Genomic DNA, 11,655 nt, shown 5'->3' with positions numbered 1-11,655 from the left:
CCGCTGGAGACGCCCACGGGACGCTTCCTCGGCGTCGCGCACTTCCAGCGGCTCCTGCGCGAGCCCCCGCACGCGTCGGTCGGGTCGGTGCTGGACACGGACACGGAGTGGCTCACGCCGGACGCCCCGGTGGGCCGGGTGACCCGCCTGCTCGCGGCCTACGACCTGCTCGCGCTGCCCGTCCTCGACAGCGAGAAGCGGCTGCTGGGCGCGGTCTCCGTGGACGACGTGCTCGACCACATCCTCCCGGACGACTGGCGCGAGCACGTCGACGAGAACCTCGAGGAGGTGCCGCGTGGCTGACCGCCTCGACCAGCCGAAGGAGGCCCGCCGCACCCTCATCCCCCGGCCGCAGATGGACCAGGACGCGGTGGGCCGCGCCACGGAGGGCATCGCCCGCTTCCTGGGCACGCCGCGTTTCCTCATCTATCTGACGGTGTTCTGCGCGCTGTGGCTGGCGTGGAACTCCTGGGGACCGGAGTCGCTGCGGTTCGACTCCGCGTCGAACGGCTTCACCGCGCTGACCCTCATGCTGTCGCTGCAGGCGAGCTACGCCGCGCCGCTCATCCTGCTCGCGCAGAACCGGCAGGACGACCGCGACCGCGTCACCGCGGAGCAGGACCGGCAGCGCGCGGAACGCAACCTCGCCGACACGGAGTACCTGGCCCGGGAGATGGCGGCGCTGCGGATCGCGTTGGGCGAGGTCGCGACGCGCGACTTCGTCCGCTCCGAGATCCGGAACCTGCTCGAGGAGCTCGACGAGAAAGAGCCGGGACGCGGCAGGGACGCCTCGTCCTGACGCGGGGCGGCGCCCTCACTGCATGGCGTCGACGGCGGCGGCGCGGAGCGCCTCGACGGCCGCGGCGTCGCCGGTGACCCGGAGCGACTCGGCCGTGCCTCGCCCCCACAGCCACAGGTCGAGGTCGGCGGCGGTGCCCGCGACGACGGCCGCGGGCTCGCCGTCCGGGTGGACCAGGCGTCCGCCGGGCACGTCGTACTCCCGCCCGGACTCCGGCCCGGTCCCCCGCACGCGCCCGAGCTCCACGTCCCAGCGACGGGGTGCCTCGCCCGGGGCGTCCACGACGACGGCGACGACGCCGCCCGCCGGCGTGAACGTCGTCCAGTCCGGATGGCCGCCGAGCAGGACGTCGAGCACCTCGTCCACGCCGTCGGCCGCGATCTCGGGGTCGAGCGGCGTGACCCCGCGGCCCGCCGCCTGCTCGGCGTCGACGCGGTGCACGAGAGCCTCGTGCAGCTGGCGGCGGGTCACCCACCCGACGGTGTGACCGTCGGGGTGCCAGGACCAGCACGGCTCGCGCGGGTCGCGGCCCGCGAGCGCCGCGACGAGGTGTGCCGCCGCGTCGTGCAGCAGCGCGGCGAGGGCGGCGTCGCCGGCGGGCCGCTCGGGCGGGACGACGTCGCCGGCCGGCAGGCCGGTCCCCGGTTCGCGGCCCACCACGGACGCCCAGAAGGACTGCACCGACGCGACATGGAAGCCGAGGTCGTCGGCGGTCCACCCCGGACAGGCCGGCACCTCGGCGTCGGCGGGGGCGGCGTGCACGGCCGCCACGAGCAGAACCGAGTCCCGGGCCAGGGAGGCGATCGCATCCATGCAGGTCAACGTAGCCCCGGGCACCCCGCGCCGCGCGGCGCCGTGCCGTCCGCACGGCCCGGTATCCTCCCGTTCGCGGGGCTCGGACAGCGGCCGGAGGAGGCGACGGGGTGGCGCGACAGGTGGTGCTGGTCAACGGGCTGCCCGGGTCGGGCAAGACGGCGCTGGCGGGCCCGCTCGCCGCGCGCCTCGGCGCGCCGTGGCTGAGCAAGGACGCCGTCAAGGAGGCCCTGGCCGACGCCGTGGGGCCGGGCGCGCGGTCCCTGGCCGTGGCCTCCTCCGTCGTCGGGGCGTCCGTCGTCGGGGCGGCGGCGATGGAGGCGGTGTGGCGCCTGGCCGCGGCGCCGCTGCCGCGCGTCGTCGTCGAGTCGTGGTGGTTCCGGCCGCGCGACCTGGACCACGCGCTGCGCGGGCTCGCGACCGCGGGCGCGGACGCCGTCGTCGAGGTGTGGTGCGACGTGCCGCCCGACGTCGCGCGCGGACGCTACGAGTCCCGCCCGGACCGCCACCCGGTGCACGCCGACGACCGGGACCTGACGGCCGAGTGGGCGGCCTGGTCCGCCGGGGCCGCGCCCCTCGCGCTCGGCCCGGTGGTGCGGCAGGACACGACCCGCCCGGTGGACGTCGGCGCGCTGGCCCTCCGGGTCACGACGGCGCTGTCCGGCCGTGACCGACGACGCACCGGCGCCGCCGCCCGCCACGCCTAGGATCGAGGCATGACCACCGGCTCCCCCGACGGCCTCGCACCGCTGACCGACCGCGTCCGCACCGCCCTGACGTCGGTGGTCGACCCGGAGATCCGCCGGCCCATCACGGACCTGGGCATGGTCCGCTCGGTGGACGTGCACGACGACGGCCGCGTCACGGTGGGCGTGGACCTCACGGTGGCCGGCTGCCCCATGAAGGGCACGCTGGTGCGCGACGTCACCGCCGCGGTCGAGGCGCTCGAGGACGTGACCGGCGTGGACGTGCAGCTCGGCGTCATGACCCCGGAGCAGCGGCAGTCGCTGCGCTCGCAGCTGCGCGGAGGCGCGGGCGACCCCGTGATCCCGTTCGCCCAGCCCGGCTCGCTCACCAAGGTGTACGCGATCGCTTCCGGCAAGGGCGGCGTGGGCAAGTCGAGCGTGACGGCGAACCTCGCGGCCGCGATGGCGGTCGACGGGCTGAACGTCGGCGTCGTGGACGCCGACATCTACGGCTTCTCGATCCCCCGCATGCTCGGCGTGGACCGCCAGCCCACCCGCGTGGACTCGATGCTGCTGCCCCCGATCGAGCACGGCGTGAAGGTCGTGTCGATCGGCATGTTCGTGCCGGAGGGGCAGCCGGTCGTGTGGCGCGGGCCGATGCTGCACCGCGCGCTGGAGCAGTTCCTCGCGGACGTGTTCTGGGGCGACCTGGACGTGCTGCTGCTCGACCTGCCGCCCGGCACCGGCGACATCGCCATCTCGGTGGCGCAGCTGCTGCCCGGCAGCGAGATCGTCGTCGTGACGACCCCGCAGGCCGCGGCGGCGGAGGTCGCGGAGCGCGCCGGGTCGATCGCCACCCAGACGTCGCAGGGCGTCGTCGGCGTGGTGGAGAACATGTCGTGGCTCGAGCAGCCGGACGGGTCGCGGCTCGAGGTGTTCGGCTCCGGCGGCGGCCAGCGGGTCGCGGACCGGCTGGGCGCCACGCTCGGCACGCCGGTGCCGCTGCTGGGCCAGGTGCCGCTCGACGTCGCGGTCCGCGCGGCCGGCGACGAGGGCACGCCCGTGGTGCTCAGCGACCCGGACTCCGCCGGGGCGCGCGTGCTGCGCGACGTCGCCCGCTCCCTGGCCGCCAGGTCCCGCGGCCTCGCGGGCATGCGGCTGAACCTCAGCCCCGTCCAGGGCTGACGCACGGTAGCCTCGCCCGGGCGCCCCGCCGGCGCCACCCCCGGCCCACCCCTGCGAAGGAGCTGTCCCCCGCCATGAGCACGCCCGAGTGGCTCGAGTCCTGGTCCGACGACGAGGGGGCCCGCCGCGTCCGCGACCTGTTCGCCCGGGTCTTCGGCGACGACGGCGCGCCCGACGGCGTCTGGTCCGCCCCGGGCCGGGTCAACCTCATCGGCGAGCACACCGACTACAACGGCGGCCTCGCGCTGCCGACCGCGCTGCCGCACCGCACGTACGTCGCGCTGCGGCACCGGGACGACGACGTCGTGCGCCTCGGCTCGGCGCAGGCGCCCGGCGAGCTCTGGACGGCGCGGCTGGCCGACGTCGCGCCGGGCGCGGTGACGGGCTGGGGCGCGTACGTCGCGGGCGTCGCGTGGGCGCTCGCGCAGGACGGCCACCTGGTGCGCGGCTTCGACGCCGTCGTCGACTCGTGCGTGCCGTTCGGCGCGGGGCTGTCGTCGTCGGCCGCGCTGGAGTGCGCCGTCGCCGTGGCCCTCGACGAGACGGGCGACCTCGGGCTCACGGCGGACGACGCGGGCCGCGCGGCCCTCGTCACGGCCTGCGTGCGCGCGGAGAACGAGATCGCCGGCGCCCCGACGGGCGGCATGGACCAGGCCGCGTCGCTGCGCGCCACCGCGGGGCACGCGCTGCTCGTCGACTCGCGGCCCGGCCTGTCCGCGCTGGAGTCCGGCACGCCCGTGCCGTTCGACCTGGCGGCCGCGGGCCTCACGCTGCTCGTCGTGGACACCCGCGCGGAGCACGCGCTCGTCGACGGCCAGTACGCCGAGCGTCGGGCGACCTGCGAGCGCGCGGCCGTGCTGCTCGACGTCGAGACGCTGCGTGACGTCGACCCGGCCCGTCTGGACGAGACGCTCGCCGCGCTCGCGCCGCACGACCCCGACGGCGCCCTGGCGCGCCGGGTGCGGCACGTGGTCACCGAGATCGACCGCACGGCGCGGTTCCGCGACCTCGTCGCGGCGGGGCGTGCGGACGAGGTCGGGCCGCTGATGGTCGCGTCCCACGCGTCGCTGCGGGACGACTACGAGGTCTCCGCCCGCGAGCTGGACCTCGTCGTCGACGCCGCGCTGGCCGCGGGCGCGCTCGGCGCGCGCATGACGGGCGGCGGCTTCGGCGGCTCGGCGATCGCGCTGGTGCGCGCGGACGCCGTCGACACGGTCGCCGCGGCCGTGCAGGACGCGTTCGACGCCGCCGGGCTGCGGGAGCCGGGGTTCCTCCTCGCGCCGCCGTCGGCGCCGGCGGGCCGCACCGCCTGACCGGGCCGCCTGACCGCGCGCGACCTGCGGCTCCTCCCCCCGGATGCCGGTGACGCGGGCGCCTGCCTACGGTGCGGGGGCGCGGCGGCACGACGTCGCCGGGCTCGATCGTTCGAGGAGGAGCGATGGCAGCACGCACCACGATGCGCCGCGTCGGAGCGGCGGCGCTCACGGCAGTGGTCGCCGCAGGGACGGCCGTCGGCGCGACGGCCGGCGCTGACGACCGCGGGCGCGGCGGGCACGACGGACGGCACGACCGGGACCGGGCGCGGAACGTCATCGTGCTCCAGGGCGACGGCATGGGCCTGGCGGCCCGGGAGCTGATCCGCCTGGCGACCATGGGCAAGGACGGCCACCTCGTCATGGACTCGCTCGACGAGGCCGGCTGGACCGCGACCGACTCCGCCGACCCCGAGGACGCGGTGACCGACTCGGCCGCCGGCGCGACCGCCTTCGCCACCGGGGTGCGGACGTTCAACGGCGCCGTGGGCGTCGACGTCGACGGCAACCCGGTTCCCACCCTGCTCGAGGACGCGAGGCGCGCCGGCAAGGCCACCGGCCTCGTCTCGACGGCGCAGGTCACCGACGCCAGCCCGGCAGCGTTCGGGGCGCACGTCACCGACAGGTACGACCAGAGCGAGATCGCGCGGCAGTACCTGGAGGAGTCCCGCCCCGACGTCCTGCTGGGCGGGGGCGAGGACTTCTGGTACCCCGAGGGCGAGCCCGGGGCGTGGCCCGACAACCCCGCCGAGGACCCGGAGGAGCAGAGCAAGGGCACGAAGGGCAACCTCGTCGAGCGGGCGCAGGAGCTCGGGTACACGTACGTGAGCGACGCCGACGGCCTCGCCGACGCGGACGGCCGCAAGCTGCTCGGACTGTTCGCGAACGAGGAGATGTTCCAGCAGGCGAACGAGGGCGAGGGCGACGTCTACTCCCCCGAGGTGCCGCTGGTCGACATGGCCGCCAAGGCGCTCGACGTGCTCCAGCGCGACCGCGACGGCTTCTTCCTGTTCCTCGAGGAGGAGGCGATCGACGAGTTCGCGCACCAGAGCAACGCGACGCGCACCATCGAGGCGGGCCGGTCCCTCGACGAGACCGTCGCGCTCGCCCTCGACTTCCAGAAGAAGCACCGCGACACGCTGGTGCTCGTCGTCGGCGACCATGCCACGGGCGGTCTCGCGATCGAGAACGTCGATCCCGAGGACGAGTCGGGCGAGGGCGCGACCGCCGAGGACGGCCCCTTCCCGATCCCCGGCTCCGACCTGGAGTTCACCGTCGACTGGACCACCGGCGGGCACACCGGCGAGGCCACGCCGATCACGGCGCAGGGGCCGGGCGCCGAGCTCCTGTCCGGGCCGGAGCTCAACACCGACGTGCACGACGCCGTGCAGCGGGCGATGTTCCCCCGCGGCCACCGCTGACCCGTTGTGGGTGGGATCGTGGCCCCTCTCCGGCGTCGAGACGGGCCACCATCCCACCCACAACGACAGGGGTCGGTCGGAGGTCGGTCAGAGGTCGTAGGTGGCGACGACGGCGGCGTGGTCGGACCAGCGCTCCTCGTAGGTCGGGGCGCGGTCGACCTCGACCTTGACGGCGCGCGGGGCCAGCGCGGCGTTGGCGAGCTGGTAGTCGATGCGCCACCCGCGGTCGTTGACGTACGACTGCCCGCGCCACGACCACCAGGTGTAGGGCCCGGGGCCCTCGCCCCCGTGCGCGCGGCCGAGGTCGGCCCAGCCGAGCTCGTCGAGCCACCGGTCGACGTACGCCCGCTCCTGCGGCAGGAAGCCCGCGTTCTTGAGGTTGCCCTTCCAGTTCGCGATGTCGACGTTCCGGTGGGCGATGTTGAGGTCGCCGGCGACGACCGCGGGGCGCTCGGCCGCGGCGAGCTCTGCGAGGCGCGCCGTGACCTTGTCGAGGTGCGCGTACTTGGCCGTCATCGTGTGCTCCTTGCCCGGGGTGTTCGTCCCCGAGTGCAGGTAGGCGGAGACGACGGTGAGCAGCCCGCCGTGGGGCAGCTCGACGTCCGCCTCGACCCAGCGGCCCGTGTCCACGGGAGGCTCGGGCTCGCCGTCCGGGCCGTGGGCGGCGAGGCCCATGCGAACCGCGTGCAGCGGCAGCCGGGACGCGACGGCCACGCCCGCGCGGCCCTTGAGGTCGCTCGGCAGGTGCGCGACGTGCCAGCCCTCGAGGTACTCGTGGACGAGCTCGTCGGGGGCCCGCACCTCCTGCAGCAGCAGGATGTCGGGGGTGCGGGCGGCGATCCAGGCGTCCATGTTGCGGCGGAAGGCGGCACGGATGCCGTTGACGTTGGCGGTGGCGACGGTCAGCACGCGGCAATTTGATCACACGACGCCATCGACCTCAGGTCGCGTCCGCAACCTCATCACACCGCGCCGACACCCCCGTGGCCCGCAGGGGTCGGGTGCGTCACTCCCCGCGGTAGGCGGCCTCCAGCCCGGCGACGTCGATCTTGCCCATCTTCAGCATCGCGTTCATGGTGCGCAGGTTCGCCTCCGTCGAGTAGTCGCCGGACAGCTCCTCGAGCTGCTTCGGGATCACCTGCCAGGAGATGCCGAACCTGTCCTTGCACCAGCCGCAGGGCCCGGGCTCGCCGCCGTCGGACGTGAGCACCTCCCAGTACCGGTCCACCTCCTCCTGCGAGTCCACGCGCAGGTAGAAGCTGAACGCCTCGTTCAACGTGAACTCCGGGCCGGCGTTCAGGCCCGTCACAGGAAGCCCGGCTACCGTGAACTCGACGACGAACGGTTCGCCGGCCGCCGCCCCCGGCACCCCCTCGGGCGACGTGAGGACCGACTCCACCGACGACCCCGGGATGTGCTCGGCGTAGAAGGCCGCCGCCTCGTGCGCGCGGTTGTTCCCGAACCACAGGTGCGTGCGTGCGGTCACCATGGCCGCTCCCTCCTGACGGGCACCGTCCCCTCGCGGCCGGTGCAGCACCCTTCCGACCCGCGGGCGATCCGGAACTCATCGGTGCCGGCGCGTACCCGGCATCCCGCTCGACGAAGGTAGAGACATGCCGCTTCCCGTCAGCCCCGAGATCCTGGTCGTGCTGGGCACCCGCCCGGAGGCGATCAAGCTGTTCCCACTGATCCAGCGCCTGCAGGACCACCCGCGCCTGCGCCCGGTCGTCGTCACGACCGGGCAGCACAAGGAGCTCGTGGACTACGTGCTGCAGGAGGCCGGGTGCGAGGTCGCCGGCGACCTCGGCGTGGGGCGCCCGGGCCTGACGCTGAACCAGCTCTCGTCGTCGGTGATCGCCGGGCTGGACGAGTTCGTCGCCGGCCGGTACGGACCGCCGCCCGAGCGGATGACCGGGCGCATCCGCGAGGACCACTACCCCGCGGCCTGCATCGTGCACGGCGACACCTCCAGCGCTGCGGCGGCCGCCGTCGCCGCGTTCCACCTGCGCATCCCGGTGATCCACGTCGAGGCCGGGCTGCGGACCGGCACGACGCTCTCGCCGTTCCCCGAGGAGCTCAACCGCCAGCTCGTCGCACGGATCGCCTCCTTCCACGCTGCCCCCACGCGCAGCAACGTGCAGAACCTCGTGCGCGAGGGCGTCGACATCGGGCGCACGTTCGTCACCGGCAACACCGGGATCGACGCGCTGCAGTGGGCCGCCGCGCGCGAGGTGCCCTACGCGCGGCCCGAGCTGGCGTGGCTGGAGGACGACGCGACGTCGCGCGTCGTCACCGTCACCGCGCACCGCCGCGAGAACTGGGGCGAGGGCATCCGGAGCATCGCGCGGGCGGTGCACCGGCTGGCCGACGCGCACCCGGACGTCCGCTTCGTCGTGCCGGTGCACCCGAACCCCAGGGTCGCGCAGACCGTGCGCGACGAGCTCGGCGACGTCGACGCCGTGACGCTCACCGCGCCGATGGAGTACCACACGTTCGCCCGTCTGCTGGCGCGCTCGACCCTGGTGATCACCGACTCCGGGGGCATCCAGGAGGAGGCGCCGGCGCTCGGCGTCCCGGTGCTCGTCGCCCGCACCACCACCGAACGCACCGAGGGCGTCGAGGCGGGCACCCTCGAGCTCGTCGGCACCGACGCCGACACGATCGTCGACGCCGCCATCCGGGTGCTCACCGACCCCGCGGCGCACGCCGCGTTCTCCCGGCAGCCCAACCCGTACGGGGACGGGCGCGCCGCCGAGCGCATCGTCGACGCCCTGGAGCACCTGGTCTTCAACTCTCCCGTACCCCACACGTCCGGCCCCGGCTTCGTGCGCGCCCAGGTGCTGGAGTGGGCCGGGTTCCACCGCAGCGACGCCGTCGACGGTCCGGAGTTCGTGCGAGAGCCCAGCCCCGTGGACCGCGTGCCGCAGGACCTCGAGGACGTCGTCATCGCCCCGAGGTCGACGGTCGACCCGTACGACGCACCGCCGCGCACGTCGTCCGGCTCCTCCTCGCCCCACTGGGCCGCCGAGTGACCGGCCTGGCGACGACGGCCGCGACGACCGTGGCCACGACGGCGCCGTGGTGGGACCCGTACCGCGGCATGCCGGTGGGCGTGCAGGTGCTCATGTGGTTCCTGCTCGCCCTGACGCTGGTCACGTTCTGCGTGATCGTCTGGCTCGTCGTCCGCGCGTGGTTCGAGCGCCGGCGCCAGCGCGAGGCCGTCGAGTCCGCGCACGAGGAGGACTACCTGTGGGTCTTCGTCGTGCCCGCGCTCAACGAGGAGGTGACGATCGCCGACAGCGTGGGCCGGCTCGTCGCCGTCGAGGCGACCCACAAGGCGATCGTCGTCATCGACGACGGGTCGGACGACCGCACGCCCGAGGTCCTCGCCGGGCTGCGGGCCCGGGTGCCCGAGCTCCAGGTGCTGCGCCGCGAGCTGCCGGACGCCCGCGTGGGCAAGTCCGCGGGCCTCGACGACGCGTGGGAGTTCGTCCAGGACGAGGTCCTCACCGGGCGGTACGCCCGCTGGCCGACGACGCGCGTCGTCGTCGGCGTCGTGGACGCCGACGGGCGCATCCCCGCCGACGCGCCGCGGGCGCTGGCCGGCGCGTTCACCGACGAACGGGTGGGCGGCGTGCAGGCGCTGGTGCGCATCTACAACCGCCGGCACTACCTCACCTGGGGCCAGGACGTGGAGTTCGGCGTCATGGCGTACGTCTACCAGCTCGGGCGGTCGGCGTGGGGCACGGCGAACATGGGCGGCAACGGGCAGTACGTGCGGCTCGCGGCGCTGGACGACGTCGTCGTCACGGAGAAGCTGCCGCCGGGGATCGAGCGCGGCCCGTGGCGCGACCGCCTCACCGAGGACCAGGACATCGGCGTGCGGCTGATCCGTGCCGGCTGGCGCGGCCGCCAGACGGTCCTGACCACCGTCGACCAGCAGGGCGTGACGAGCATGCGCCGCCTGTTCAAGCAGCGCGTGCGCTGGGCGCAGGGGAACTGGCAGGCGTTCGGCCTGCTGCGGGGCGCGCTGCGGGCGCCGGTGTCGGTCGGGGCCCGCGTCGACCACCTCGCCTACCTGCTGATGCCGCTGCTGCAGCTCCTCATGGGGCTCGGCCTGGTGCTGTCGCTGGTGTTCTGGCTGTTCGGCGACGTCCCGTTCCACTCCGGGTGGTGGCCGTCGCTGGTGTTCTTCGCGACGATCGCCCTGGTGCCGAGCTTCCTGTCCCTGCTCATGACCGACGAGCCGGGGCGCCACCCGTTGCTGCGGGCGGTGTTCGGGCTGATCCCGTACATGCTCTACACGTGGCTGCTGTGGCCGGTCGTCACGGTGGCGCTGGTCCGCGAGCTCGCCGGGCGGCGCACGTGGACCAAGACCGACCGCGAGCCGCTCGACGCCAACCTGCCCGACGACGTCGAGCAGGCGGCCGGGCCGGCCACGGCGGGCTGAGTGTCGAGCTGAGCGTCACGACGCCGCGAGGCGCGCCTTCTCGTGCTCGACGTCGAACGTCGCGGCGGGCCACTGCGGGTCGATGTCCTCGAGCGCGCCCAGCAGCAGCGCCTGCACGGCGAGGCGGGCGTACCACTTGGCGTTCGCGGGGACGACGTACCAGGGCGCGTGGTCGGTGGAGGTGCGCTCGAAGACGGTCTGGAAGGCCTCCATGTAGCGGGGCCACTGCAGGCGCTCGTCGACGTCGCCGGGGTTGTACTTCCAGTGCTTGTCGGGGCGCTCCAGGCGCTCGCCGAGCCGCGCCTTCTGCTCCTCGGGCGAGATGTGCAGCATCACCTTGACGATGCGGGTGCCGCGCGCCGCGAGCTCGGACTCGAACGCGTTGATCGCGCCGTACCGCCGCTCGATCTCCTCCGGGGGCGCGAGCTCGCGCACCCTCCCGATGAGCACGTCCTCGTAGTGCGAGCGGTCGAAGACGCCGATGTAGCCGGCCTCGGGGACCTCCTTCTCGACGCGCCAGAGGAAGTCGTGCGCCAGCTCCTGCGGCGTCGGCTTCTTGAACGCCACGAGGTGCACGCCCTGCGGGTCCGTGGCGCCGATGACGTGCCGCACGATGCCGCCCTTGCCCGCGGAGTCCATCGCCTGCAGGACGAGCAGCACCGCTGGCGCGGACGGGTCCTCGCGGCTCTGGGCGTACAGGCGCTCCTGCAGCTCGTCGAGCTCGTGCTCGCCGGCGAGCAGGTCGGCCGCGCCGTCCTTCTTCTTCCCGTCGTACCCGGGCTTCGCGCCCGGGTCGACGTCCGCGAGGCGGAACCCCGGACCTACCCTCAGGAGCTCGCCCGGCTCGCCCGACCACCCACGCTGGCTTCTCGCGACCATGCGCACATCATGGCGGACGCGGCCGTCCTCGTCGGCGAGTCCCTGGTGACCGGCCGCGACCCGAAGTCCGCCGTCGCCGACCTCGTCGCGGCGGGAGCCCACCCGGCCC

At 74.7% G+C, this 11,655-nt stretch carries 12 protein-coding genes; 8 read left to right on the top strand and 4 right to left on the bottom strand.

Translation table 11 applies throughout. The annotated features are described in order from the left end of the window. A partial coding sequence (locus tag ACFWEK_RS11970; protein ID WP_430554189.1) for a CBS domain-containing protein occupies positions 1-303 on the top strand: 303 nt, incomplete at its 5' end. Then, positions 296-799 carry a DUF1003 domain-containing protein gene (locus ACFWEK_RS11965; protein WP_430544963.1) on the top strand — a complete coding sequence of 168 codons (504 nt, stop codon included), beginning with the start codon at positions 296-298 and terminating at the stop codon, positions 797-799. The genes ACFWEK_RS11970 and ACFWEK_RS11965, both read left to right, overlap by 8 nt. A gap of 15 nt (positions 800-814) precedes the next feature. On the opposite strand, the gene ACFWEK_RS11960 is transcribed toward ACFWEK_RS11965, so the two are convergent. Further along, entirely contained in the window at positions 815-1,612 is a 798-nt protein-coding gene (locus ACFWEK_RS11960) for a maleylpyruvate isomerase family mycothiol-dependent enzyme (protein WP_430544962.1), read from the bottom strand. 110 nt (positions 1,613-1,722) lie between these two features. Here ACFWEK_RS11960 and ACFWEK_RS11955 point away from each other — a divergent pair, with 110 nt between their 5' ends. The 4 genes from ACFWEK_RS11955 (at position 1,723) to ACFWEK_RS11940 (ending at position 6,217) form a co-directional block, all read left to right on the top strand. Further along, the gene (locus ACFWEK_RS11955; protein ID WP_430554188.1) at positions 1,723-2,319 is read left to right on the top strand and encodes an AAA family ATPase; all 597 of its coding nucleotides are present in this window, start codon (positions 1,723-1,725) and stop codon (positions 2,317-2,319) included. 9 nt (positions 2,320-2,328) lie between these two features. Then, entirely contained in the window at positions 2,329-3,483 is a 1,155-nt protein-coding gene (locus ACFWEK_RS11950; protein ID WP_430554187.1) for an Mrp/NBP35 family ATP-binding protein, read from the top strand. Positions 3,484-3,557: 74 nt separating this feature from the next. After that, on the top strand, positions 3,558-4,796 hold the full coding sequence (gene galK, locus ACFWEK_RS11945) for a galactokinase (RefSeq protein ID WP_430554186.1): 1,239 nt from the start codon (positions 3,558-3,560) through the stop codon (positions 4,794-4,796). 125 nt (positions 4,797-4,921) lie between these two features. After that, the gene (locus tag ACFWEK_RS11940) at positions 4,922-6,217 is read left to right on the top strand and encodes an alkaline phosphatase (protein WP_430554185.1); all 1,296 of its coding nucleotides are present in this window, start codon (positions 4,922-4,924) and stop codon (positions 6,215-6,217) included. A gap of 87 nt (positions 6,218-6,304) precedes the next feature. Here ACFWEK_RS11940 and ACFWEK_RS11935 read toward each other — a convergent pair whose 3' ends face one another. Both ACFWEK_RS11935 and ACFWEK_RS11930 read right to left on the bottom strand, forming a co-directional pair. Then, on the bottom strand, positions 6,305-7,126 hold the full coding sequence (locus tag ACFWEK_RS11935; RefSeq protein ID WP_430554184.1) for an exodeoxyribonuclease III: 822 nt from the start codon (positions 7,124-7,126) through the stop codon (positions 6,305-6,307). 97 nt (positions 7,127-7,223) lie between these two features. Next, positions 7,224-7,706: a VOC family protein gene (locus ACFWEK_RS11930; RefSeq protein WP_430544956.1), complete on the bottom strand. Its 483-nt coding sequence runs from the start codon at positions 7,704-7,706 to the stop codon at positions 7,224-7,226. A 124-nt stretch (positions 7,707-7,830) separates the two neighbouring features. Here ACFWEK_RS11930 and wecB point away from each other — a divergent pair, with 124 nt between their 5' ends. Together wecB and ACFWEK_RS11920 are read left to right on the top strand one after the other, a co-directional pair. Further along, positions 7,831-9,249, top strand: a complete 1,419-nt coding sequence (gene wecB / locus ACFWEK_RS11925) for a non-hydrolyzing UDP-N-acetylglucosamine 2-epimerase (protein ID WP_430554183.1) — start codon at positions 7,831-7,833, stop codon at positions 9,247-9,249. Continuing rightward, a complete protein-coding gene (locus ACFWEK_RS11920; protein ID WP_430554182.1) occupies positions 9,246-10,667 on the top strand; it encodes a glycosyltransferase family 2 protein in 1,422 nt (473 codons plus the stop codon). Before wecB ends, ACFWEK_RS11920 begins: the two co-directional genes overlap by 4 nt. Positions 10,668-10,682: 15 nt before the next feature. Here the strand turns inward: ACFWEK_RS11920 and ACFWEK_RS11915 are convergent, their stop codons facing one another. After that, positions 10,683-11,546 carry a polyphosphate kinase 2 family protein gene (locus ACFWEK_RS11915; RefSeq protein ID WP_430544953.1) on the bottom strand — a complete coding sequence of 288 codons (864 nt, stop codon included), beginning with the start codon at positions 11,544-11,546 and terminating at the stop codon, positions 10,683-10,685. Positions 11,547-11,655 lie beyond the last annotated feature (109 nt).

Origin of the sequence: Isoptericola sp. NPDC060257 (assembly GCF_042726645.1) — a bacterium.
GTDB classification, from domain to species: Bacteria; Actinomycetota; Actinomycetes; order Actinomycetales; family Cellulomonadaceae; genus Isoptericola; species Isoptericola nanjingensis.
This window is presented reverse-complemented; position numbering and strand designations above follow the sequence as displayed.

Excerpts from the sequence above, each read along its gene's own strand:
- ACFWEK_RS11960 (WP_430544962.1), bottom strand. The coding sequence starts at position 1,612 with ATGGATGCGATCGCCTCCCTGGCCCGGGACTCGGTTCTGCTCGTGGCG.
- galK (WP_430554186.1), top strand. The coding sequence starts at position 3,558 with ATGAGCACGCCCGAGTGGCTCGAGTCCTGGTCCGACGACGAGGGGGCC.
- wecB (WP_430554183.1), top strand. The coding sequence starts at position 7,831 with ATGCCGCTTCCCGTCAGCCCCGAGATCCTGGTCGTGCTGGGCACCCGC.
- ACFWEK_RS11915 (WP_430544953.1), bottom strand. The coding sequence starts at position 11,546 with ATGGTCGCGAGAAGCCAGCGTGGGTGGTCGGGCGAGCCGGGCGAGCTC.
- ACFWEK_RS11940 (WP_430554185.1), top strand. The coding sequence starts at position 4,922 with ATGGCAGCACGCACCACGATGCGCCGCGTCGGAGCGGCGGCGCTCACG.
- ACFWEK_RS11950 (WP_430554187.1), top strand. The coding sequence starts at position 2,329 with ATGACCACCGGCTCCCCCGACGGCCTCGCACCGCTGACCGACCGCGTC.
- ACFWEK_RS11930 (WP_430544956.1), bottom strand. The coding sequence starts at position 7,706 with ATGGTGACCGCACGCACGCACCTGTGGTTCGGGAACAACCGCGCGCAC.